General features: G+C 64.3%; 24 protein-coding genes. 15 read left to right on the top strand and 9 right to left on the bottom strand.

Going from position 1 to position 21,209, the window contains the following annotated elements; all coding sequences use genetic code 11:
• Nucleotides 1–159 precede the first annotated feature (159 nt).
• From tkt to FJ988_RS24495, 7 genes are all read left to right on the top strand, one after another.
• Entirely contained in the window at nt 160–2,151 is a 1,992-nt protein-coding gene (gene tkt / locus FJ988_RS24530) for a transketolase (RefSeq protein ID WP_140820932.1), read from the top strand.
• A gap of 152 nt (nt 2,152–2,303) precedes the next feature.
• Nucleotides 2,304–3,314: a type I glyceraldehyde-3-phosphate dehydrogenase gene (gene gap / locus FJ988_RS24525; RefSeq protein ID WP_140820931.1), complete on the top strand. Its 1,011-nt coding sequence runs from the start codon at nt 2,304–2,306 to the stop codon at nt 3,312–3,314.
• A 160-nt stretch (nt 3,315–3,474) separates the two neighbouring features.
• Nucleotides 3,475–5,364 carry a potassium/proton antiporter gene (locus FJ988_RS24520; RefSeq protein WP_140820930.1) on the top strand — a complete coding sequence of 630 codons (1,890 nt, stop codon included), beginning with the start codon at nt 3,475–3,477 and terminating at the stop codon, nt 5,362–5,364.
• Nucleotides 5,365–5,629: 265 nt separating this feature from the next.
• A complete protein-coding gene (locus tag FJ988_RS24510; RefSeq protein ID WP_140820929.1) occupies nt 5,630–6,826 on the top strand; it encodes a phosphoglycerate kinase in 1,197 nt (398 codons plus the stop codon).
• A gap of 117 nt (nt 6,827–6,943) precedes the next feature.
• Entirely contained in the window at nt 6,944–7,969 is a 1,026-nt protein-coding gene (locus FJ988_RS24505; RefSeq protein WP_140820928.1) for a class I fructose-bisphosphate aldolase, read from the top strand.
• Nucleotides 7,970–8,122: 153 nt separating this feature from the next.
• Complete coding sequence (locus FJ988_RS24500; RefSeq protein ID WP_140820927.1) at nt 8,123–8,863, top strand: thioredoxin family protein; 741 nt, start codon at nt 8,123–8,125, stop codon at nt 8,861–8,863.
• 68 nt (nt 8,864–8,931) lie between these two features.
• Nucleotides 8,932–9,654 carry an SGNH/GDSL hydrolase family protein gene (locus FJ988_RS24495; RefSeq protein WP_140820926.1) on the top strand — a complete coding sequence of 241 codons (723 nt, stop codon included), beginning with the start codon at nt 8,932–8,934 and terminating at the stop codon, nt 9,652–9,654.
• 15 nt (nt 9,655–9,669) lie between these two features.
• Here the strand turns inward: FJ988_RS24495 and FJ988_RS24490 are convergent, their stop codons facing one another.
• On the bottom strand, nt 9,670–9,849 hold the full coding sequence (locus FJ988_RS24490; RefSeq protein WP_181183660.1) for a hypothetical protein: 180 nt from the start codon (nt 9,847–9,849) through the stop codon (nt 9,670–9,672).
• A 187-nt stretch (nt 9,850–10,036) separates the two neighbouring features.
• On the opposite strand from FJ988_RS24490, the gene FJ988_RS24485 reads away from it, so the two are divergent.
• The 3 genes from FJ988_RS24485 to FJ988_RS24475 all read left to right on the top strand — a co-directional run bounded on the left by FJ988_RS24485 (nt 10,037) and on the right by FJ988_RS24475 (nt 11,614).
• On the top strand, nt 10,037–10,201 hold the full coding sequence (locus tag FJ988_RS24485) for a hypothetical protein (protein ID WP_140820925.1): 165 nt from the start codon (nt 10,037–10,039) through the stop codon (nt 10,199–10,201).
• Nucleotides 10,202–10,411: 210 nt separating this feature from the next.
• The gene (locus FJ988_RS24480; RefSeq protein ID WP_181183656.1) at nt 10,412–10,822 is read left to right on the top strand and encodes a hypothetical protein; all 411 of its coding nucleotides are present in this window, start codon (nt 10,412–10,414) and stop codon (nt 10,820–10,822) included.
• A gap of 72 nt (nt 10,823–10,894) precedes the next feature.
• Nucleotides 10,895–11,614, top strand: coding sequence for a YafY family protein (locus FJ988_RS24475; protein WP_140820924.1), 720 nt, complete (start codon nt 10,895–10,897; stop codon nt 11,612–11,614).
• A 168-nt stretch (nt 11,615–11,782) separates the two neighbouring features.
• Here the strand turns inward: FJ988_RS24475 and FJ988_RS24470 are convergent, their stop codons facing one another.
• The 3 genes from FJ988_RS24470 to FJ988_RS24460 all read right to left on the bottom strand — a co-directional run bounded on the left by FJ988_RS24470 (nt 11,783) and on the right by FJ988_RS24460 (nt 14,233).
• On the bottom strand, nt 11,783–12,475 hold the full coding sequence (locus FJ988_RS24470) for a DUF1013 domain-containing protein (protein WP_140820923.1): 693 nt from the start codon (nt 12,473–12,475) through the stop codon (nt 11,783–11,785).
• A 254-nt stretch (nt 12,476–12,729) separates the two neighbouring features.
• Nucleotides 12,730–12,870, bottom strand: a complete 141-nt coding sequence (locus FJ988_RS24465; protein ID WP_140820971.1) for a DUF1127 domain-containing protein — start codon at nt 12,868–12,870, stop codon at nt 12,730–12,732.
• Nucleotides 12,871–13,225: 355 nt separating this feature from the next.
• Nucleotides 13,226–14,233 carry an NAD(P)H-quinone oxidoreductase gene (locus FJ988_RS24460; RefSeq protein WP_140820922.1) on the bottom strand — a complete coding sequence of 336 codons (1,008 nt, stop codon included), beginning with the start codon at nt 14,231–14,233 and terminating at the stop codon, nt 13,226–13,228.
• 112 nt (nt 14,234–14,345) lie between these two features.
• Here FJ988_RS24460 and FJ988_RS24455 point away from each other — a divergent pair, with 112 nt between their 5' ends.
• The 3 genes from FJ988_RS24455 to FJ988_RS24445 all read left to right on the top strand — a co-directional run bounded on the left by FJ988_RS24455 (nt 14,346) and on the right by FJ988_RS24445 (nt 16,174).
• Nucleotides 14,346–14,540: a DUF1192 domain-containing protein gene (locus FJ988_RS24455; protein ID WP_140820921.1), complete on the top strand. Its 195-nt coding sequence runs from the start codon at nt 14,346–14,348 to the stop codon at nt 14,538–14,540.
• Between the two features lie 80 nt (nt 14,541–14,620).
• Nucleotides 14,621–15,868, top strand: a complete 1,248-nt coding sequence (locus FJ988_RS24450; protein WP_140820920.1) for an MFS transporter — start codon at nt 14,621–14,623, stop codon at nt 15,866–15,868.
• A 30-nt stretch (nt 15,869–15,898) separates the two neighbouring features.
• A complete protein-coding gene (locus FJ988_RS24445) occupies nt 15,899–16,174 on the top strand; it encodes a helix-turn-helix transcriptional regulator (protein ID WP_140820919.1) in 276 nt (91 codons plus the stop codon).
• Between the two features lies 1 nt (nt 16,175).
• Here FJ988_RS24445 and FJ988_RS24440 read toward each other — a convergent pair whose 3' ends face one another.
• Nucleotides 16,176–16,832, bottom strand: coding sequence for a glutathione S-transferase family protein (locus tag FJ988_RS24440; RefSeq protein ID WP_140820918.1), 657 nt, complete (start codon nt 16,830–16,832; stop codon nt 16,176–16,178).
• A gap of 79 nt (nt 16,833–16,911) precedes the next feature.
• The gene (locus FJ988_RS24435; RefSeq protein WP_407067740.1) at nt 16,912–17,733 is read right to left on the bottom strand and encodes an alpha/beta fold hydrolase; all 822 of its coding nucleotides are present in this window, start codon (nt 17,731–17,733) and stop codon (nt 16,912–16,914) included.
• A gap of 94 nt (nt 17,734–17,827) precedes the next feature.
• On the opposite strand from FJ988_RS24435, the gene FJ988_RS24430 reads away from it, so the two are divergent.
• Entirely contained in the window at nt 17,828–18,346 is a 519-nt protein-coding gene (locus tag FJ988_RS24430) for a helix-turn-helix domain-containing protein (RefSeq protein WP_140820916.1), read from the top strand.
• 170 nt (nt 18,347–18,516) lie between these two features.
• On the opposite strand, the gene FJ988_RS24425 is transcribed toward FJ988_RS24430, so the two are convergent.
• The 3 genes from FJ988_RS24425 to FJ988_RS24415 all read right to left on the bottom strand — a co-directional run bounded on the left by FJ988_RS24425 (nt 18,517) and on the right by FJ988_RS24415 (nt 20,156).
• Complete coding sequence (locus FJ988_RS24425; RefSeq protein ID WP_140820915.1) at nt 18,517–18,918, bottom strand: hypothetical protein; 402 nt, start codon at nt 18,916–18,918, stop codon at nt 18,517–18,519.
• 192 nt (nt 18,919–19,110) lie between these two features.
• The gene (gene rpmF / locus FJ988_RS24420; RefSeq protein WP_006203806.1) at nt 19,111–19,293 is read right to left on the bottom strand and encodes a 50S ribosomal protein L32; all 183 of its coding nucleotides are present in this window, start codon (nt 19,291–19,293) and stop codon (nt 19,111–19,113) included.
• 155 nt (nt 19,294–19,448) lie between these two features.
• Complete coding sequence (locus FJ988_RS24415) at nt 19,449–20,156, bottom strand: transglycosylase domain-containing protein (protein WP_140820970.1); 708 nt, start codon at nt 20,154–20,156, stop codon at nt 19,449–19,451.
• A 169-nt stretch (nt 20,157–20,325) separates the two neighbouring features.
• On the opposite strand from FJ988_RS24415, the gene FJ988_RS24410 reads away from it, so the two are divergent.
• Nucleotides 20,326–21,201, top strand: a complete 876-nt coding sequence (locus FJ988_RS24410) for a polyprenyl synthetase family protein (protein ID WP_407067741.1) — start codon at nt 20,326–20,328, stop codon at nt 21,199–21,201.
• Nucleotides 21,202–21,209 lie beyond the last annotated feature (8 nt).

The following is a 21,209-nucleotide window of genomic DNA, read 5'->3' as shown; positions in this document are numbered from 1 at the left end:
TATCGCTAATGTAAGGCGCCCGACAGATAAAAAGACCGCATCACAAGCCAGGCAAAAACCGCCTCGATTTGTTGACTAAAAGGCAGTGCCTGCTATGTGTCGCCCAGCCCTTTCCCTAGGGTTTCCCCAAGGCCCTCAACTTATTTCCCCGGAGGCAGCATGAGCTCGCGCGAACAACACGATCGGATGGCCAATGCGATCCGGTTCCTTTCCATGGACGCCGTCGAGAAGGCGAATTCCGGCCACCCCGGCCTGCCGATGGGCTGCGCCGACATCGCTACCGTGCTGTTCAGCCGCTTCCTGAAATTCGATGCCAAGGCGCCGCACTGGGCCGATCGCGACCGTTTCATCCTGTCGGCCGGCCACGGCTCGATGCTGCTCTACTCGCTCCTCTATCTGACCGGCTATGAGGACATGACGATCGACCAGATCAAGAATTTCCGCCAGCTCGGTTCCAAGACAGCCGGCCATCCCGAATACGGCCATGCCGCCGGCATCGAGACCACCACCGGCCCGCTTGGCCAGGGCCTTGCCAACTCGGTCGGCTTCGCGCTCGGCGAGCGCATCATGAACGCCGCCTTCGGCAACGACCTCGTCAACCACTACACCTATGTGCTGGCCGGCGACGGCTGCCTGATGGAAGGCGTTTCCCAGGAAGCCATCGCGCTGGCCGGGCATCTGAAGCTCAACAAGCTGATCGTCTTCTGGGACAACAACAACATCTCGATCGACGGTCCGGTTTCGCTGGCCGACAATACCGATCAGGTCGCTCGCTTCCAGGCTTCCGGCTGGAACGCCACCCATATCGACGGCACCGACCCGGAGGCAATCGCCTACGCCATCGAGGCCGCGCGCCATTCCGACAAGCCGAGCATGATCGCCTGCAAGACCACCATCGGCTTCGGCGCCCCGACCAAGGCCGGCACCAACAAGGCGCATGGCTCGCCGCTCGGCGCCGAGGAAATCGCCGGCGCGCGAAAGTTCTTCAACTGGGACTCGCCGCCCTTCGAGATTCCGGCTGATATCCTCGACGCCTGGCGCGCCGTCGGCAAGGGCGGCGTCAAGGCCCGCACCGACTGGGAAGGCCGCCTGGCCAAGGCCGAGCCGAAGCTGAAGGCCGAGTTCGAGCGCCGCCTCGCCGGCAAGCTGCCGTCCAACTTCGACGCCGTCATCGCCGACTACAAGAAGAAGCTCTCGGCCGACAAGCCGAAGGTCGCCACCCGCAAGTCGTCGGAAATGGCGCTGGAAGTCATCAATGGCGCGGTGCCGGAAACCATTGGCGGCTCCGCCGACCTGACCGGCTCCAACAACACCAAGACCAGCCAGACCAAGAACATCACCCCCGACGATTACGGCCAGCGCTACGTCCACTACGGCATCCGCGAGCACGGCATGGCGGCGGCGATCAACGGCTTGACGCTGCATGGCGGCCTGATCGCCTATGGCGGCACCTTCCTGTGCTTCTCGGATTACGCCCGCCCCTCGATGCGCCTCGCCTCGCTGATGGGCATCCGCTCGATCTTCGTCATGACGCATGACTCGATCGGCCTCGGCGAAGACGGCCCGACCCACCAGCCGGTCGAGCATATGGCGGCGCTGCGCGCCATCCCGAACCACAACGTCTTCCGTCCGGCCGATGCGGTGGAGACCGCGGAATGCTGGCAGATCGCGCTCGAATCCGAAAAGACGCCGTCGACGCTGGCGCTGACCCGCCAGAACCTGCCGACCGTGCGCACCGAGCATTCGGCCAAGAACCTCTCGAGCCTGGGCGCTTATGAGCTGGCCGCGGCCAGCGGCGAGGCGGCGGTGACGATCTTCGCCACCGGCTCCGAGGTCGAGATCGCTCTCGGCGCCCGCGACCTGCTTGAAAAGCATGGACATCCGACCCGCGTCGTCTCGGTGCCCTGCTTCGAGCTGTTCGACCAGCAGAGCGAGGATTATCGCGCCAAGACCATCGGCAAGGCCAAGATCAAGGTCGCCATCGAGGCCGGCATTCGCCAGGGCTGGGATCATCTGATCGGCAGCGACGGCATCTTCATCGGCATGCACGGTTTCGGCGCGTCCGGCACCATCGAGCAGCTCTATCCGCATTTCGGCATCACCGCCGACGCCGCCGCCAAGGCGGTGGAAGCCCGCCTGCACGCCAAGTGAGACTGGCCTTCATCCGGCGAAGTCACAGCCGACTTCGCCGAACTGGACCAACCTAATCGATTTAAATTCAGCTTTCTGCGGCTGGATTCTTGCGCCTTACGCCGCTATGAAGCTGCGGACCCCATCGCCCCCAGCTCCCAGGGAGAGAAACAATGACCGTCAGAGTTGCCATCAACGGATTTGGCCGCATCGGCCGCAACATCCTGCGTGCCATCCATGAATCCGGCCGCAAGGACATCGACGTCGTCGCCGTCAACGATCTCGGCCCGGTCGAGACCAACGCGCACCTGCTGCGCTACGACAGCGTGCATGGCCGCTTCCCGCATGAAGTGAGCGTCGACGGCGACCAGATCTCGGTCGGCAAGGAGAAATTCAAGGTCACTGCGATCAAGGACCCGACCCAGCTGCCGTGGAAGGAGCTCGGCGTCGACATCGCGCTCGAATGCACCGGCATCTTCACCGCCCGTGACAAGGCCGCCGCGCACCTCACCGCCGGCGCCAAGCGCGTCATCGTCTCGGCCCCGGCCGAGGGCGCCGACCTCACCGTCGTCTACGGCATCAACCACGACAAGCTGAGCAAGGACCACATCGTCATCTCGAACGCGTCCTGCACCACCAACTGCCTGGCGCCGCTGGCGGCCGTGCTGCACGACACCGTCGGCATCGAGAAGGGCATGATGACGACGATCCACTCCTACACCGGCGACCAGCCGACGCTGGACACCATGCACAAGGACCTCTACCGCGCCCGCGCCGCGGCGCTGTCGCAGATCCCGACCTCGACGGGTGCGGCCAAGGCGATCGGCCTCGTGCTGCCCGACCTCAAGGGGAAGCTCGACGGCATCTCGATCCGCGTGCCTACCCCGAACGTCTCGGTCGTCGACCTGAAGTTCATCGCCAAGCGCTCGACCACCCCGCAGGAGATCAACGAAGCGCTGATCGCCGCCTCCAAGGGCAAGCTCAAGGGCGTGCTCTCGGTCACCCATCACCCGAACGTCTCGATCGACTTCAACCACGATCCGCACTCCTCGATCGTGGCGCTCGACCAGACCAAGGTCATGGACGGCAATTTCGTCTCGGTGCTCTCCTGGTACGACAATGAATGGGGCTTCTCGAACCGCATGGGCGACACCGCCGTCGCCTTCGGCAAGACCATCGCCTGATCGAACGCTCGTTCTTACGTTTGAAACGCCCGGCTTCGGCCGGGCGTTTTTTATTGGCCGGCTGCGTCAAAAAACACGCCGTCGCCTTGCACCGGTCATGTCTTCGCCCCACTCTCTGGTAAAGCGGAGAACAGTGGGGATACAGGAGGGGCAATAGCGGATGGAGCATGCGATCTATCTCGTGACGCTGGTCGGCACGGCGCTCATTGTCGCCGCCGCGTTTTCGAGCCTGATCGCCTTCCGCTTCGGCGCCCCCTTGCTGCTCCTCTTCCTCTGCATCGGACTGGCCACCGGCACCGATGGGCTGGGCATCGAATTCGACAATGCGCGGCTGGCTTATTTTGCCGGCTCACTGGCTCTGGCGATCATCCTGTTCGATTCCGGATTCGGCACGCCGCTTAACGCGCTGCGGCAAGCGGCCGGGCCGGCGCTGTCGCTGGCCACTGTCGGCGTCATCCTTACCACCGCCGTGTTCGGCGTCGCCGCTTATTATTTGCTCGACCTCGACTGGCTGGAATCCTCGCTGCTCGGCGCCGCCGTCGCCTCGACGGACGCCGCGGCCGTGTTCTTCCTGCTGCGCGCCGGCGAGATCAATCTGCGCGAGCGCGTGCGCGCCACGCTCGAGGTCGAATCCGGCACCAATGACCCGATCGCCATCTTCCTCACCATCACTCTGGTCGAGATCATCGCCGCGCACGCCAATCCCGAAGCCAATGTGCTTGCGACTAATCTGGTGCTCGGCTTCCTCGCCAATATGGGCATCGGTGCCGTCATCGGCGTGCTTGGCGGCCTCGGCATCGTGCGCCTGGTCGAGCGGCTGAACCTCGATCACGGACTGCTGCCGATCTTCGTACTGACACTCTCGCTGATGGTGTTCGCCGCCGCCGGCGCCGTCGGCGGCTCGGGCTTCCTCGCCGTCTATCTCGCCGGCCTCGTCGCCGGCAATTCCGACATCCGCGCCGTCACCATCCTGAAGCGCTTCCAGGACGGCATGTCGTGGCTGGCTCAGATCATCATGTTCCTGATTCTCGGCCTGTTCGCCACGCCGTCGCAATTCCCAGCGATCCTCGTGCCGGCGATCCTGCTTGGCCTGTTCCTGATCTTCATCGCGCGGCCGCTCGCGGTGTGGCTCTGCCTGATCCCGTTCCGCCTGCCGCGCCCGGAGATCGCCTTTATCTCCTGGGTCGGCCTGCGCGGCGCGGTCTCGATCCTGCTTGCCATCACGCCGCTGCTCGGCGGCCTCGAGCACGGCCGCCTGATCTTCAACGCCGCGTTCATCATCGTGCTTGTGTCGCTGGTGGTGCAGGGCTGGACCGTCGGCCCGCTGGCGCGCCGCCTCGGCCTGATCGTGCCGGCGCGGCTCGGACCGCTCGACAAGGTCGAGCTCGAACTGCCGGGCTCCGCGCATCACGAGCTTCTCGCCTATCGCGTCGCGCCGGGCAGCCCGGTAGCGCGCGGCGAGCGCATCCCGCGCTGGGCCAGGCCTTCCCTGGTATTGCGCGATGGCCGCTCCATGCGCTTCCAGGAAATGGGCCGGCTCGCCGCCGGAGACCAGGTCTATATCTTCGTGCCTGACCGCTATCCGCGCCTGCTCGACAAGCTGTTCGCCAGCCGCGCCGTCGTCGATCCCGAGGATGCCGACTTCTTCGGCGCCTTCGCCGTCGATCCGGCCCGCTCGGCGGCAGAGCTCGAGGCGGCGTACGGACCTGGTCTCACCGAGGCCGAACAAAAACTCACCGTTGCCGCGCTGGTGACCGCGCGGCTCGGCGGTCACGCCGAATATGCCGATCGTGTCGACATCGGCCCGATCGAATTGATCGTGCGCGATGTCGACGAAAAGGGCAGGATCACCGCCCTCGGCCTCTCCTTCGAGCCGACCGCGCCGGTGGCGCGCGTGCCGGTGTTCCTCAGCGCCGGCGAGATCGGCGACCGCATCGCCGCCTTGGTCCGCAACTGGCGCAAGCCAGCGGAAAGGCACGCCGTCGAGGACGTGCCGATCGACCCCGTGGCGCCGCCGCCGGACGGCCAAAAAGCCGCCGGCGAGGGCTGATGTCTCACACAGACATCATTTTTGCGCACGCGCCTCGACGCGGCCCTTGCATCGTCGTTCGCGCCGGGTAAGGTCGCCGCGATTTCGCTAATGCATGTCGCCCAAAAGTGACCTCGCTTTTGGGAGAACGACATGCATAAAAACAAGGACCTAAAGCGCGTCGCCTGAATCCGTTTCTGCGCGACGCGCTTTAGAGCAATTCCAGGAAAAGTGTGGGCGGTTTTCCGTCCGGAATTGCGTCAAACGCACCAGGAAGGAACGCAGCATGGCCGGCTTCAAGACCCTCGACGATATCGGCGCCGTCAGCGGCAAGCGCGTGCTGGTGCGCGTCGACCTCAACGTTCCCGTCGCCGACGGCAAGGTGACCGACGCCACCCGCATCGAGCGCATCGCGCCAACGATCGCCGAGCTGTCGAAGAAGGGCGCCAAGGTCATCCTGCTGGCGCATTTCGGCCGCCCGAAGGACGGCCCGTCGGCCGAATTCTCGCTGGAGCCGATTGCCAAGGCCACGGCCGAGGTTCTCGGCCGTCCCGTCGGCTTCGCTGCCGACTGCGTCGGCGACAAGGCGGCAAGCGCGGTCGCGGCGATGAAGGACGGCGACGTCCTGCTGTTCGAAAACACCCGCTTCTACAAGGCCGAGGAGAAGAACGAGCCGGCCTTCACCGAAAAGCTCGCCGCCAATGGCGACATCTATGTCAACGACGCCTTTTCCGCCGCGCATCGTGCGCACGCCTCGACCGAGGGCCTGGCGCGTCATCTGCCGGCCTATGCCGGGCGCACCATGCAGGCCGAGCTCGACGCGCTGGAGAAGGGTCTCGGCAATCCGGTGCGGCCGGTGGTGGCCATTGTCGGCGGCGCCAAGGTCTCGAGCAAGATCGACCTGTTGATGAACCTGGTGAAGAAGGTCGACGCGCTGGTCATCGGCGGCGGCATGGCCAACACCTTCCTTGCCGCGCGCGGCACCGATGTCGGCAAGTCGCTCTGCGAGCATGATCTCGCTCCCACCGCCAAGCAGATCATGATCGAGGCGGCGGAAGCCGGCTGCGCCATCATCCTGCCCAGCGACGGCGTCGTCGCCAAGGAATTCAAGGCGGGTGCGGCCAGCGAGACCGTCGCCATCTCCGATGTGCCGGCCGACGGCATGATCCTCGATGTCGGCGCAAAGACCGTGCAGAGCGTCAACGGCTGGATCGACCGCGCCGCCACGCTGGTCTGGAACGGCCCGCTCGGCGCCTTTGAGATCGAGCCCTTCGACATTGCGACGGTCGCGGCGGCAAAGCACGCCGCGGCGCGCACCAAGGCGGGCAAGCTTGTCTCGGTTGCCGGCGGCGGCGACACGGTGGCGGCGCTCAACCATGCCGGCGTGGCGGATGACTTCACCTATGTCTCGACCGCCGGCGGCGCCTTCCTCGAATGGATGGAAGGCAAGCCGCTGCCCGGCGTCGAGGTGCTGAAGCGGTAAACAGTCCGCGAACGGCAAAAGCGCCCGGAACTTTCAATCGATTCGTGCTTTTCGGCGTCATTCCTTTGGCGGTAGTGTTCTGCTAGCGCGGAACAAACGCAGCGTAGGAGAGCACCCATGAGCGAACGTCTCGAAGATATCGCCAACCAGATGGTGAGCGGCGGCAAAGGCCTTTTGGCCGCCGATGAGAGCTCAGGCACCATCAAGAAGCGCTTCGACGTCATCGGCGTCGAATCGACCGCCGACAGCCGGCGCGACTATCGCGAGATGATGTTCCGCGCCAAGGACGCGATGACCAAGTATATCTCCGGCGTCATCCTCTATGACGAGACGATCCGCCAGAAGGCCGCCGACGGCACGCCGCTGGTCGACATCATCAAGGCTTCCGGCGCCATTCCCGGCATCAAGGTCGATCTCGGCGCGAAGCCTTTGGCCGGCTATCCCGGCGACACCGTCACCGAAGGCCTGGACGGCCTGCGCGAGCGGCTGGCCGACTACTACAAGCTCGGCGCGCGCTTCGCCAAATGGCGCGCGGTGATCGACATCGACACCGGCAAGGGCGTGCCTTCAGCCAATTCGATCGCCTCCAACGCCCATGCGCTGGCCCGCTATGCGGCACTTTGCCAGGAAGCCGGCATCGTGCCGATCGTCGAGCCGGAAGTGCTGATGGACGGCGCCCATTCGATCGACACCTGCTATGAGGTCTCCAGGGCGACGCTGGTCAAGCTCTATGACGAGCTCTACGCGGCGCGCGTCGTACTGGAGGGCTCGATCCTGAAGCCCAACATGGTCATCTCGGGCAGGAAATCGGGCAAGACCGACGCGCCTGAGGAAGTCGCCGAAAAGACCATAAAGCTCTTCCGCCAGACGGTGCCGGCGGCGGTGCCGGGCATCGCCTTCCTCTCCGGCGGCCAGGATGACGAGGAAGCGACCGCCAACCTCAACGCCATCAACGCTATCGGCCCGCATCCCTGGAAGCTGACCTTCTCCTATGGCCGCGCCTTGCAGGCGGCGCCGCAGAAGGCATGGAGCGGCAAGGCGTCCAATGTCGCAGCCGGCCAGGCCGCCTTCACCCACCGCGCCCACATGAACCATCTCGCGGCGCTCGGGACATGGAAGCCGGCGCTGGAAAATGCCGCCTGACGCTAGCCTTCTCTAACGATTGGAAACCCGGGCCTTGCGCCCGGGTTTTGTTTTTTGCCGACGGGATTCCTACCTGATGCAACGAAAACGCGGCGGCGATGTCGGATCGCGCCCATGTCGAACGTCCTTGGCAGGAGAGGACAGGAGATGGTCATGCATCGCAATGCCGTGGTTTCACGCGACGACTGGTTCGAGGCGCACAGAAAACATCTGGAGCGCGAGAAGGAACTGACCCGGCTGCGCGACTTGATCGCCGCCGAGCGGCGGCAACTGCCCTGGTTCAAGCTGCGCAAGGATTACGTCTTCGAGACAGAGCAAGGACCGAAGCGTCTCGCCGAATTGTTCGCGGGAAAGAGCCAGCTCATCGTCTATCACTTCATGATGACACCGGGCTGCGATCACCGTTGCCAGGGCTGCTCGTTCCTGGCCGACCATATCGACGGCGCCAACCAGCACCTGAAGCACCATGACGTGGCGCTGGTCGTCGTCTCGCGCGCGCCATTGGCCGAAGTGCTGCCCTACAAGCAGCGCATGGGCTGGAAGTTCGACTGGGTGTCGTCCTATGCGTCCGACTTCAACTTTGACCTGCAGGTATCCTTCACCGACAGGCAGATCGCGGCTGGCGACACCACTTACAATTTCGAAAAACGCCCGTTGCGGTCGAAAGACCTGCCCGGCACCAGCGTCTTCTACCGCGACGAGAACGGTGACATCTTCCTCACCTTCCTGTCGCGCGCCCGCGGCGGCGATGCCCTGATCGGCGCCTATCATTATCTCGACATGACGCCCATGGGCCGCAACGAGACCGGCCCCTATCACGGCCTGATGGACTGGGTGCGCCTGCACGACGAATATCAGGACAAGAGCAAAGATCGGCCGGACTGCTGCGAGTGACCAGCGGATCGTTCACGCTGGTTCAAACATGCGCTAATGGGTTGGTACGACATCCACACGGACCATCCATGCAGCGCCTGCTTGCCCTCCTCACCTGGCTCGGCTTCCCGGTCTATGTCTGGCAGGGCCTGGGCGTGCGCCGCCGCACCTCGCGCATGCTGCCGGCGCAGGGCCCGGTCATGCACGAGATCGCCGGCAAGACGCCGGCTGTCTCGTTGCTGGTCCTTGGCGATTCTTCCGCCGCCTCGGTAGGCATCGAGCAGTCCGAATATGGGCTTGCCGCGCAGCTCGCCGGGCTGATCGCCGAATGCACCGGCCGGGCCGTACGCTGGCGCGCCGCCGGCTTCAATTCGGCGACCTCAGGCCAGATCCGCGATTTCGTCCTGCCCAACCTGTCGGCCGATGCGTGGACGCATATCGTTCTGGCCATCGGCACCAACGACACCAAGAATTTTCACTCCGTGCCGCGCTTCAAGAAGGAATTCGGCGGCCTGCTCTACGCGCTGCGCGCCAAATGGCCGGAAGCGCGAGTCGTCTGGTCGCCAGTGCTGGAGTTCACCCGCGCCCCGGCCATGCCGCCGCTGCTCGGCAAGATCCTGGAAATCCGCGCCACCGAGATGAACCGCATGGGCGTGCGCCTCTGCGACGAGCGCGGCGCTGTCGCGGCCTCGCGCCTGCTGATCACCAATCCCGAAGCCGGCTTTGCTTCCGACGGGTTTCACGCCTCGGAAGCGGGTTACCGCGCCTGGGCCGCGCATCTTGTCGGATTCGTACTTGGCGACGAAGCCTAGGCTAATCCGCCAAACTCAAGCCCAATGACCGAGGACGGCCGCCAGCGAAATCGCCGCCATGGCCAGCAACGCCAGCTTCCAGAAATCGCCGCGACGCTTCAGCCCCGGCCATCCCAACGGCTTGATGATCTGGATCAGCATGATGCCAATGATGACAAGGGCGAGCAGTTTCGTCATGCCGCTTTTGACCAGCATCGCAGGCGGCTGTCAAAGCCGTTTCTCGTGCCGGCGTAGCAGGCGGATGCTCCTGACATAGAGGCTGTCGGCAGGACCCTTGCCAGGCCCTCCCGCGCTTTCCGAAACCACCTGCCAGGCTCCTGACAGACTGCTGTCAGGAGGGGTGTGAGATACTCTTCCCATCAAAAGAGAGAGGAGTCTGGTCATGAACGGTTACACCATCTTGCGCAGCATGAAGCATTATGTCGGCAAGATCCGCACGGTGCGCAACGAGATCCGCACCCAGCGTTTCTTGAACAACTTGCCGGCGGACATCCGCAAGGACATCGGCTGGCCCGACCATTATGATGGCCGCGTGCGCGGCAACTGATTTTTTCATGCGCCCGACTTGGACAACAGCCACGTCGCGCCCAGATGTAATGACGATGGGAAACACCGAGCTTCGGGAAATTGCCGCCGTCCTCCCCCGGCCGCCCTGCCGCAGCCTCCTGACAGTATGTTGTCAGGAGGCTTGCGGTAATCAAAGCGGCTTCGGCCTTAACGGCGACGGTTTTCCACCGTCCATGAGAGTGGTTTTCGCATGGTGAAAAGCTGGAACGACAGGCTGAACACGCCAGGCATCAACGGTATCAAGCCGACGCCGCGCACAATGGGCGATGTCGTCGAGGGACAGCCGATGCTGGTGCCAACCGCACGCCAGGTCGACGATTTCATCCGCTCCATCCCGAAGGGCGTCGAGATGGATGTCCGCGCGCTGCGCACGGCTCTGGCCATCGAGCACGGCGCCGAAGTGACATGTCCGGTGACGATCGGCTATCATCTGCGCACCGTTGCCGAAGCCGCGCATGAGGATCTCGAGCGCGGCATGGCGTTGAGCGACGTGGCGCCGTTCTGGCGCGTGCTGGATGCCGATACGCCGACGACGGGCAGGCTGTCCTTCGGCGCCGAATTCGTTGCCGCGCAGCGCAAGCGCGAAGGGCTGAAGCCATGACGCATGTCGCCCAAAAGTGGGAACCGGTTGTGGGCCACGACATGCATAGAACGGGAACCAGGGGATCGATCCATGCGCCGCGCTGACAGGCTTTTCCAGATCGTGCAGCATTTGCGGGGTGGCCGGCTGGTCACCGCGCAGAAACTCGGGTCCTGGCTCGAGGTTTCAGAGCGCACCATCTACCGCGACATCGCCGACCTGCAGTCGACCGGCGTGCCGATCGACGGCGAAGCCGGTGTCGGCTACATGATGCGCGAGGGTTTCGACCTTCCGCCGCTGATGTTTACGCGCGACGAGATCGTGGCGCTGGTTGCCGGCGCCCGCATGGTGCGCGCCTTTGGCGGCGCGACCATGGCAAGGGCCGCCGACGAGGCGCTGGTCAAGATCGGCGCGGTGCTGCCCGACACCGAGAAGGACCGCATCGCCCGCACCGAGATCCACACGCCGATGTGGGTGGTGAGCGACGCCGCGCGCGAAGCCATCGACCTGATCGAGCGCGCCGTCGAAAAGCGCCAGGTTCTGACGATCGACTATTCGGACGAAGCCGGCCGCAGCACCGCGCGCGATATCCGCCCGCTCGGCCTGTGGTTCTGGGGCAAGGTCTGGACGCTGGTCGCTTGGTGCGAGATGCGCGACGATTTCCGCGCCTTCCGCATCGACCGCATCGCCTCGGTGGTCATCGCCGGACGGATCTTCAAGCCGGAACGCGGCAAGCAACTCGCCGATTTCTACCGCGCCGTCGAACGCTCGGAAGATTACGGCATGGCCCCCGACCGCGCGGCAAGGACCTGATTCCCGCCTTCTCCTTCTCCCCTTGTGGGAGAAGGTGGATCGGCGCGACAGCGCCGAGACGGATGAGGGGTGTTCCAGCGGAGTGAGGCGCTGGTGTTCCCTGGAGCACCCCTCATCCGTCCGCCTTCGGCGACACCTTCTCCCACAAGGGGAGAAGGGAGGTAGCGCTTACTCCTCGTCTTCGTCCTTGTCCTTCGATTTCAGCGCCGAGAGCTTGGCGAAGACAGCGTTGGCGTCGAGCTCGGCATCCTCGTCCTTCGGCTTTTCCGGCGCCGGCACAAGCCGTTCGGTCAGCGCGGCCGGAAGCAGCGTATCGCCGACAGGCTGCGCCTGCTCGCGGCCGCGCGAGGCGCGGTTGACTTCGAGGTCGAGGTCGATCTGCGAGGTGAGACCCAGCGTCACCGGGTCCATCGGCTGCAAATTGGCCGAGTTCCAGTGCTTGCGTTCGCGGATCTGCTCGATCGTCGACTTGGTTGTGCCGACCAGGCGCGCGATCTGCGCGTCCTTGAGCTCGGGATGGTTGCGCACCAGCCACAGGATGGCGTTCGGCCGGTCCTGGCGCTTGGACAGCGGCGTGTAGCGCGGACCCTTGCGCTTCGATTCCGGCACCCTGACCTTCGGTTCCGACAGCTTGAGGCGGTGGTTGATGTCCTTCTCGCCGCGCGCGATCTCGTCGCGCGTCAGCTGTCCGGTGATGATCGGGTCCATGCCCTTGATGCCTTGCGCCGATTCGCCGTCGGCGATCGCCTTGACCTCGAGCGGATGCAAGCCGCAGAACTGCGCGATCTGCTCGAAGGATAAAGCGGTGTTGTCGACCAGCCAGACGGCGGTCGCCTTGGGCATCAGCAGCGAATTGGCCATATCAAAAATCCTTCTCGTTCGCCCGCGTTCCCGCGCGGGCGGTGGTTTTAGAGCCACCAAAATGGGAAATTCGCGGCCTGTATAAACGCTCTATCGGGATTTCGCAATGTTTTTGGAAAAGAGCCGTCGAGGGCCCAAAAAGACAAAACCCGCTGGACGAGGTCCAGCGGGTTCGGAACCGGAAACGAAGCAAGCGTCTCGACGGCTCTGCTTGATTTGGCGGCACGAGCCTTGCGGCCACGCCGCTCTTTTAATCAGACCGCCTGGCGGGCGATGCGCTCGATGTCGGCGCGGCTGATGCCGAGGTCGTTCAGCTGGCGCGAGTTGAGCTTGTTCAGTTCGCGCACGGTTTCGTTGTACATGCGCCACTTGCGGAAAGCACGGATCGGGTTCATTTCATTTTCTCCAGTCATTTGACGAAATCGTTCGATGCCGTGCAAATAGGCATGCTTGCCCAAAATTTGAACGGACGCTTTTGCATGGCCGCAATGCATTTTGTGCAATGCAACATTAACGATGCGTTCAGCCTGTCGCTGGCGACGCATTCGTCCGAGATGTGCCGAGATTCAGGTCAGGCCGAGCCGAGAATGTTGGCGTTCGAGAACCGGAGCGGAGCGTACTTCCGCATGTCCCGGAAAAGTGGTCTTCCGGTTTTCCGATAAGGACATGCGGCAACTGGAAACTACGTGAGCACCGGAAGCGCAGGAACCCGGCACTTGCAGGCCGGCCTCACCTGAATATCGGCCCATCCTACCCGAGGTCGAGGACGATCTTGCCAATATGCTCGCCCTCTTCCATCCGCTCATGCGCCCGCCAGGCTTCGCTGAGCGGGAAGATCATGTCCATGACCGGAGCGACCTTGCGGGCGCCGAGCAGCGGCCAAACCTGGGCCTCTAGCGCGGCCGCGATCGCCGCCTTGAATTCGACGGTGCGCGGGCGAAGCGTCGAGCCGGTATGGGTCAGGCGCTTGATCATCAGCGTCGCGAAATTGGTGGGCGCGACGGCGCCGCCCTGCACCGCGATCTGGACGATGCGCCCTTCCACCGCCGCCGCCTCGTAGTTGCGCGCCACATAGTCGCCACCGACCATGTCAAGGATGACGTCGGCGCCCCGGCCAGCGGTCGCATCGCTCACCCCGGCAACGAAATCCTCCTCGCGGTAGTTGATCGCCCGGTCGGCGCCGAGCTTCAGGCAGGCCTCGCACTTCTGCTTGCTGCCGGCGGTGGTGATGACAGTGGCGCCGAAGGCGGACGCCAGTTGGATCGCCGTCGTACCGATCCCGGACGAGCCGCCATGCACGAGCAGCGTCTCGCCCTTCTTCAGCCCGCCGCGCTCGAACACATTGTGCCAGACAGTGAAATAGTTCTCCGGCACGGCGGCCGCTTCGGAGTAGGTGAAGCCGGCCGGGATCGGCAGCACGCTGCCGGCATGCACCTTGACATACTCGGCATAGCCGCCGCCCGGCGTCAGCGCGCAGACCCGGTCGCCGATGCGCCAGCGCGAGATCTCGTCGCCAAGTGCCGCGATTTCGCCCGCGGCCTCGAGCCCGGGCAGGTCCGAGGCGCCGGGCGGCGGCGGATAGGCGCCCTTGCGCTGCTGCACGTCCGGCCGGTTGACGCCGGCCGCGTGCACGCGGATCAGCACCTCGCCCGGACCGGGCACGGGCACGTCCCGCGTCTCCGGCTTCAACACCCGGGGGCCGCCCGGCTGCGAGATCGCGATGGCCGTCATCGTGGCTGGAATCTTGTGATTTGCCATTGCTTCCCGTCTCCTTGCGCCAGCTTTGTCGCCCACCCGTTTGCATCGGCGCCCTTGCCCTATGTATGCTGATTGCCAAATCAGGCAAATGGCCAAAACGGGAGGAGCGACGATGGCGATCTTCGACGACGAACCCAGGAAAAAGGCGCGCCCGCACGAGATCGGCCAAGACCTGGCGCTGCTGTCCGTCGACGAGTTGTCCGAGCGCATCGCGCTGCTGCAGGACGAGATCGTCAGGCTTGAGGCGGAGCGGACCGCCAAGGGCTCCACCAAATCGGCAGCCGAGGCGCTGTTCCGCCGCGGATAGTCGCGCCGGCGTCGCTGGCCGCCGCCGAAAAGCCCCAATACGCCTGTCATCAGGCCCAGCGCTTCGAACCGGATCAGCCAATGTTTGCAACCTACCGACCGATCCTCTCTCTGCTGCGCGGCACGGCGTTCCTTCTGGCGGCGTCCGGCCTGCACGGCCTGCTCTTGCCGTTGCGAGGTCAGATCGAAGGTTTTTCGACCGCCTCGCTCGGCCTGATGGGCACGGCCTGGGCCGGCGGATTCGTCGCCGGCTGCTTCTTCGCGCCGCGCCTGGTGCGTCGCGCCGGCCATGTCAGGGCCTTCGGCGCCTTTGCCGCATCGGGCGCCATCGTCGCGCTGCTCACCGGCCTGATCATCGACGAGTATTTCTGGATTCTTTTGCGCGCCTTCACCGGTTTCACCATGGCCGGCGCCTTCATGGTGATCGAGAGCTGGCTGAACGAGAAGGCCACCAACGAGAATCGCGGCACCGTCTTCGGCCTCTATATGATGGTCACCTATGCCTCGATCATGGGCGGCCAGATGATCGTTGCCGGCGGCGACGTGCGCTCGGCCTCGCTGTTCATGATCACCGGCATCCTGTTCTGCCTGTCGCTGATACCGACCGCCGTTTCGACGCAATCGACGCCGAAGCCGCTGCAGGACGTCAAGCTCGACGTCAAAGGCCTTTACGCCAATTCGCCGGTGTCGGCGGTAGCTTGCCTCCTGATCGGCATCGCCAACGGCGCCTGGGGCACGCTGGGCGCGGTCTACGGCGCCCGCATCGGCATCTCCACTGCCGAGATCGCGCTGATGATGAGCCTGGTGGTCATCGCCGGCGCCGCCATGCAGCTTCCGGCGGGGCGGCTCTCCGACACCACCGACCGCCGTTACGTACTCGCGGGTGCTGCTTTCGGCGCTGCACTTGTCGCGATCCTGCTCTTCCTGATCGCGCCGCGCTCCGGCATTTTCGTCATCGTCATGACCGCGGCCTATGGCGGCTTTGCCTACACGCTCTATTCGATCGCCGTGGCGCATGCCAACGACCACGCCCGCGCCGAGGATTTCGTCAAGGTTTCGGGCGGCCTTCTTTTGCTCTACGGCTTCGGCACCATGATCGGCCCGCTGCTGGCCGCCGCGCTGATGGGATGGGTGCGCCCCGAAGGCCTGTTCCTTGCAACCGCGCTCGCGCATCTCAGCCTCGCCGGCTACACGCTGCTGCGCATCCGCGCCCGCGCCCCGGTGCCGATCGAAAACCGCGATGCCTTTAAGACTCAACCGGCTGAGCGTACCCTTACCCCCGAGGCCTTGCGGCTCGACCCGCGCAGAAAGATTGAAACCGACGGTTGAGATTCGGAGAAGTTGCCCTACAAATAAGGTATGATTTTCTCCGATGCCTTCATGGCGATCGCCGATCCAAACCGGCGTCATCTTCTCGAAGAGCTACGGCGCGGCCCCAAAACGGTCAACGAATTGGCGGCCGGATTGCCGGTTTCACGCCCGGCGGTTTCCCAGCATCTGAAGGTCCTGCTCGACGCCGGCCTGGTCAACGCCAAGGCCGAAGGCACCAGGCGCGTCTACACCGTCAGCACTGCCGGCTTCCTGCGGCTCAACATCTGGCTCGACCAGTTCTGGGAAACGTCGCCGGGGGAATGAGCTAGCCGTCATTGTAAGGGAAGAACTTGAAATAGGGCTGCGCTTCTTCGATCACGCGGGCGAAGGAGGGGCGCGCCAGCAGCCGGTCGTGGTAGCGTTTGACTGCCGGAAACCTGTCGCCGAACGGCTCGACCTTGTTGGCGTAGAACAGAGCGGGGGACGCCGAGCAGTCGGCCATGGTGAAGGTCTCGCCGACCGCCCAAGTCCTTCCCGCCATCTGCTCTTCGATGATGGCGTAGGAATTGCGCAGCTGGGCGCGGGCTTCCTCGACGCCGAACGGGTCTACTTTGTCCTGTGGCCGTAGCCGGTCGCCGACGATCTTCTGCATCGGATGCTGCACATAGAAATCGTAGAAGCGATCCGCCTGGCGTACCTGGAGCGCGAGATCGATATCGGCCGGCACCAGCGCGACCGGTCCGGGATAATGCGTGGCCAGATACTCGACGACGATGGTCGATTCCAGCACCGTGCGGCCGCGCGCATCGTCGCGCAGCGCCGGCATCTTGCCCGTCGGCGACACTTTCAGGAATGCCGCGCGCGAAGCCTCGTCGCCGAGATCGACGATGACCGGCTTGAATGGCGTGTCGTTCTCGTAGAACGCAATAAGCGGCTTCCAGCAGAACGAAGCCAGCGGATGGAAATGCAAAGTCAGGGACATGTTTGGCCTCTTTGTCGCCTTTCAATCGCTTTTGAAGATTTCACCTGTCGCATGGCGGCCGCGTCAAGCTCCGAACGGGTCAGCCGTGAGTCGCGATGGCGTCGATGATCGTCGGCCAGTCGTCGGGATGAAGCTCGTGGCCGCCGCCTTCGATCTCGACCAGCCTTGCGCCCGCAACCGCCTTCGCCAGCGCCGCGCCATGTTCGACCGGAAAGATCGGGTCGGACGTGCCATGGATGACGAGCAGTGGTATCGCCAGATCCCTGATGCTCCGCTTCGGACCGCCGCCCTTGAGCGCGAAATGGTTGGTCGCACTGGCAAGGCCGCCGGAGCGCTCGTAATCCGCCTCGATCAGGTCGCGCGCCCGTTCCGCGTCGAACGGATGCAAGCTGCTCGCTAAAGCGCGCGCGTCCTTGGCCATATAGGCAAGCACCTGGGTCCGATCGGCCCAGTCGACGTCGCCGCCTTCCGCCGCATGCTTGCCATAGGCCTCGGTCATGCCGGGCAGGCCGGAGGTATCGACGCCGAGCGGCGAACTGAAGATCACGCTGAGCGCGCCGACGCGCTCCGGATATTTGAGCGCCAGGTTCTGCGCGATCATGCCGCCCATCGACATGCCGACGACATTCGCCTTGCCGACGCCGTGGTCGTCGAGGACGCGGATGGCGTCATCCACCATGTCCTCGAATGTGTAGGGCGGCGCGCCGGGCGTGTATTTCGTCGAGAGCCCTGTATCGCGATTGTCGTAGCGGATGACGAAGCGGCCGCGCCCGGCAAGCTCCCGGCAGAACGCTTCCGGCCACCACAGCATCGAGGCCATGGCGCCCATGACCAAAAGGATCGGCGAATCGGCCGGATCGCCGAATGTCTGCGAAACAATTTTTGGGCGTGCTTCAGACATCGTCATCGGCTCCTCCAATCCGATTGCATTTTGCAATCAGTTGCAGGATAATCAGACTGATATCATAATGCAACTGGTTTTTCTGGAGACTGTCATGAAGACCGAGCATCGCTCCGGCTGCCCGATCAACCTGTCGCTCGAGGTGTTCGGCGACCGCTGGAGCCTGATCCTCCTGCGCGACATGATCTTCGGCGGCCGGCGCCATTTCCGCGAATTGCTCAACGGTTCGATCGAAGGCATCGCCTCCAACATCCTGACCGACCGGCTGAAGCGGCTGATGGAGCTCGGCATGCTGACCAAGGCCGACGACCCCAGCCACAAGCAGAAGGCGATCTACAGCCTGACCGAGATGGCAATCACCCTGGTGCCGATCATGGCGCATCTCGGCGCCTGGGGGCGCGTCTGGCTGCCGGTCTCGGAAGAATTGTCGATCCGCGCCGAGCTCATGGAAAGAGGCGGTCCTGAGTTGTGGGAGCAATTCATGGACGAACTGCGCCACGAGCATCTCGGCGCGCCGTCGAAGACGCCGCCCGGAACGCCGGGTGTGCGCCAGCAATTGCAGGCCGCCTACCAGGCCGTCGTCGCGCGCAAGGCCGAGTCCGCCACGGCATGAACACCGCTTGTAGGCGTAGCGCTGTGGGGATGTGCCGAGATTCAGGTCAGGGCGAGTCGAGAACGATGGCTTCCGAGAACCGGAGCGGAGCGTACTTTAAGTACGTGAGCACCGGAAGCGCAGGAAGCCGTCGTTCGCAGGCCGGCCTCACCTGAATATCGGCACATCCCTCAGTTTAGATTGATATCCCGGCTGGCCGACCGCATCGATACCGAAAACCCGGCCAGCACGTCGAACAGCGCGATGATCATCAGCGTGAAGAACACGGAGTGCGCCGCGCCCTTCACCAGCAGGAACTCGACCAGGAAGGCGATGAAGACCAGCGTCGACAACAGATGGTCCAGGATCGATGCATTGGTCGTGCGCACCGATTTCGAGATTTCGACGAACAGGAAGATCAGCCCGATCAATATCATCAGGTCGCCGAGCGTCATCGAGAACACACCGCCCGACATCATGCGGAACGAGAACATCTCGATCATCCACGGGTCGTCGCCGCCGCCGAACAAGCCGAGCAGTCCAAGATTGTAGAGGACGAAAGGCACGATCAGCAGCGGGATGGCACCGAACATCTGGGCAACTCCAATGGGCACCTTTTCTAAAATCCGCCGGCGGGACGCCGTCAAGATTTTTCGGGAGCCGCGCCGAACACGCTCTGAGACCTAATGTAATAACGATGTCAAAGCCATGCCGGCCGGCCGTCGAAAACAAAAAGACCGGCCAGAAGGCCGGTCTTTTGAAACGTCATAAACCGTGGAAGCTGCTTAGCTTTCCTTCGGCTCCAGAACCTGGCGGCCGCGATACATGCCGGTCTTCAGGTCGATGTGGTGCGGACGGCGCATTTCGCCGGAATTCTTGTCCTCGACATAGGTCGGGGCCTTGAGAGCGTCGGCCGAGCGGCGCATGCCGCGCTTGGACGGAGAGGTTTTTCTTTTTGGAACGGCCATGGATATGCTCCACTACATGGTCAAAATGCCCCGGCAACCCTCGCGAAAGGGCCGCATCGAGGCCATAATCTGAGAAAGTCGGGTGCCTATACACGCCTTGCGCCGTTTTGGCCAGCGTTGCCCACGAATTTTTTTGAGCCGGGCGCCGGTCCGCCCTAATCGAGGCAGCCGACATAGGCGCCCGAACGACTGGCGCGCCGCTCGATCAGGCTGGCCAGGCGCCTCAATCCCGGTCCCGGCTTGGCCGGATTGCGCGCGATCGGATTGGGCAAGGTGACGGCAAGCAGTGCCGCCTGCCGTCGCGACAATTGCTTGGCCGAGACGCCGAAATGATGCTGGGCGGCGGCCTCGATGCCATAGATGCCCGGCCCCCATTCGGCGATGTTGAGATAGATCTCCATAATGCGCCGCTTCGACATCACCGCGTCGAAATAGACGGCCAGCGGCAGCTCGACCACCTTGCGCACGCTGCCCAGCGGCCGCGACCACAGGAACAGGTTCTTCACCGTCTGCATGGTGATGGTCGAGGCGCCGCGCGTCGCCTCGCCGGCCAGCGCGTCGTCGACCACGCCGCGCAACTCGCCGAGATCGACACCGCGATGGAAGCAGAACTGCCCGTCTTCCGACATGATCACAGAATGCGCCAGTACGGGCGCGACATCGTCGATCGACACCCAACGCCGGTCGTAGCCGGAAAAGGTCACGAGGTCCTTGATCATCAAGGTCGAGATCGGATGCACGAAGGACGGCAGATAGAGGAAGGTGAGCACCACCGGTATGGCGGCCAGCACCAGCGCCACGACCAGGCAGCGCCGGGCGATGCGCTTGAAACCGGCGCGGTTCAGGCGCCGTGGCCGCGCCATGTTCAGCCCTTCGCTTTCATATTCGACGATCGGTTCCGTCAAGCCGCCCCACCCGTGCCTCGCCCCATCGGCATAAAGGCGCGAGGCTGCTTGCGCAATGTCTGAGTGTCGGCTACCGCTCGCGGCCATGGTGAAAGACGAGCCGATTGCCTTCGAATCCGCGCTTTTCATGCGCGCCGCCGCGGCGGAAACGCAGCTGCGGCAAATCCTCGACGCGCGCCCGCTCGCCGGCGAGATCGCGCGGCCCGAGCGGCTGATGGCGGCGATGCGTCATGGCGTGCTCAACGGCGGCAAGCGGCTGCGGCCTTTTTTGGTGATGGAAAGCGCGGCGCTTTTTTCAGCCGATGGCGAGGCGGCGCTGCGCGTCGCCGCGGCGCTGGAATGCGTGCACTGCTATTCGCTGATCCATGACGACCTGCCTTCGATGGACGATGACGATCTGCGCCGCGGCCAGCCGACGGTGCACAAGGCCTTCGACGAGGCGACCGCGATCCTTGCCGGCGACGCGCTGCTGACGCTCGCCTTCGACATCGTCGCCGACGAGGCGACCGCGCTGCCGGCCGAGCGCCGCGCGGCGCTCGTCCTGGCGCTGGCCCGCGCCGCCGGCGCCGGCGGCATGGTCGGCGGCCAGGTGCTCGACATCGAGGCGGAGCGCCAGCGCCCGGACGAGGCCGGCATCATCCGCCTGCAGGCGATGAAGACCGGCGCGCTGATTCGCTTCGCCTGCGAGGCCGGCGCGATCGTCGCCGGCGCGCCTCACCCTGATCGCGAGAGGCTGGCCGAATTCGGCTCGGCGATCGGCCTCGCCTTCCAGCTCGCCGACGACCTGCTCGACCTCACCGCCGACGCCAAGCAGATGGGCAAGGCGACGAACAAGGACGCAGCCGCCGGCAAGGCGACGCTGGCATCGCTGCATGGCCCGGATTGGGCGCGCGAGCAACTGCACGGCCTCATCGACCAGGCGCACGCCTTGCTCGAGCCTTATGGCGAAGAGGCCGCCTTGCTCAAGGAAGCCGCGACCTTCGTGGCGACGCGCAGCAGCTGACACATAAG

The sequence above is a fragment of the Mesorhizobium sp. CU3 genome, from assembly GCF_006442965.1.
Taxonomy (GTDB): domain Bacteria; phylum Pseudomonadota; class Alphaproteobacteria; order Rhizobiales; family Rhizobiaceae; genus Mesorhizobium.
Note: the sequence above shows the minus strand (reverse complement) of the source record. Positions and strands in the feature narration are given on the sequence as shown.

What these genes read in the sequence shown, in the direction of transcription:
- tkt (WP_140820932.1), top strand. Translation starts at nt 160, where the DNA reads ATGAGCTCGCGCGAACAACACGATCGGATGGCCAATGCGATCCGGTTC.
- gap (WP_140820931.1), top strand. Translation starts at nt 2,304, where the DNA reads ATGACCGTCAGAGTTGCCATCAACGGATTTGGCCGCATCGGCCGCAAC.
- FJ988_RS24520 (WP_140820930.1), top strand. Translation starts at nt 3,475, where the DNA reads ATGGAGCATGCGATCTATCTCGTGACGCTGGTCGGCACGGCGCTCATT.
- FJ988_RS24510 (WP_140820929.1), top strand. Translation starts at nt 5,630, where the DNA reads ATGGCCGGCTTCAAGACCCTCGACGATATCGGCGCCGTCAGCGGCAAG.
- FJ988_RS24505 (WP_140820928.1), top strand. Translation starts at nt 6,944, where the DNA reads ATGAGCGAACGTCTCGAAGATATCGCCAACCAGATGGTGAGCGGCGGC.
- FJ988_RS24500 (WP_140820927.1), top strand. Translation starts at nt 8,123, where the DNA reads ATGCATCGCAATGCCGTGGTTTCACGCGACGACTGGTTCGAGGCGCAC.
- FJ988_RS24495 (WP_140820926.1), top strand. Translation starts at nt 8,932, where the DNA reads ATGCAGCGCCTGCTTGCCCTCCTCACCTGGCTCGGCTTCCCGGTCTAT.
- FJ988_RS24490 (WP_181183660.1), bottom strand. Translation starts at nt 9,849, where the DNA reads ATGCTGGTCAAAAGCGGCATGACGAAACTGCTCGCCCTTGTCATCATT.
- FJ988_RS24485 (WP_140820925.1), top strand. Translation starts at nt 10,037, where the DNA reads ATGAACGGTTACACCATCTTGCGCAGCATGAAGCATTATGTCGGCAAG.
- FJ988_RS24480 (WP_181183656.1), top strand. Translation starts at nt 10,412, where the DNA reads ATGGTGAAAAGCTGGAACGACAGGCTGAACACGCCAGGCATCAACGGT.
- FJ988_RS24475 (WP_140820924.1), top strand. Translation starts at nt 10,895, where the DNA reads ATGCGCCGCGCTGACAGGCTTTTCCAGATCGTGCAGCATTTGCGGGGT.
- FJ988_RS24470 (WP_140820923.1), bottom strand. Translation starts at nt 12,475, where the DNA reads ATGGCCAATTCGCTGCTGATGCCCAAGGCGACCGCCGTCTGGCTGGTC.
- FJ988_RS24465 (WP_140820971.1), bottom strand. Translation starts at nt 12,870, where the DNA reads ATGAACCCGATCCGTGCTTTCCGCAAGTGGCGCATGTACAACGAAACC.
- FJ988_RS24460 (WP_140820922.1), bottom strand. Translation starts at nt 14,233, where the DNA reads ATGGCAAATCACAAGATTCCAGCCACGATGACGGCCATCGCGATCTCG.
- FJ988_RS24455 (WP_140820921.1), top strand. Translation starts at nt 14,346, where the DNA reads ATGGCGATCTTCGACGACGAACCCAGGAAAAAGGCGCGCCCGCACGAG.
- FJ988_RS24450 (WP_140820920.1), top strand. Translation starts at nt 14,621, where the DNA reads ATGTTTGCAACCTACCGACCGATCCTCTCTCTGCTGCGCGGCACGGCG.
- FJ988_RS24445 (WP_140820919.1), top strand. Translation starts at nt 15,899, where the DNA reads ATGATTTTCTCCGATGCCTTCATGGCGATCGCCGATCCAAACCGGCGT.
- FJ988_RS24440 (WP_140820918.1), bottom strand. Translation starts at nt 16,832, where the DNA reads ATGTCCCTGACTTTGCATTTCCATCCGCTGGCTTCGTTCTGCTGGAAG.
- FJ988_RS24435 (WP_407067740.1), bottom strand. Translation starts at nt 17,733, where the DNA reads ATGTCTGAAGCACGCCCAAAAATTGTTTCGCAGACATTCGGCGATCCG.
- FJ988_RS24430 (WP_140820916.1), top strand. Translation starts at nt 17,828, where the DNA reads ATGAAGACCGAGCATCGCTCCGGCTGCCCGATCAACCTGTCGCTCGAG.
- FJ988_RS24425 (WP_140820915.1), bottom strand. Translation starts at nt 18,918, where the DNA reads ATGTTCGGTGCCATCCCGCTGCTGATCGTGCCTTTCGTCCTCTACAAT.
- rpmF (WP_006203806.1), bottom strand. Translation starts at nt 19,293, where the DNA reads ATGGCCGTTCCAAAAAGAAAAACCTCTCCGTCCAAGCGCGGCATGCGC.
- FJ988_RS24415 (WP_140820970.1), bottom strand. Translation starts at nt 20,156, where the DNA reads ATGGCGCGGCCACGGCGCCTGAACCGCGCCGGTTTCAAGCGCATCGCC.
- FJ988_RS24410 (WP_407067741.1), top strand. Translation starts at nt 20,326, where the DNA reads ATGCGCGCCGCCGCGGCGGAAACGCAGCTGCGGCAAATCCTCGACGCG.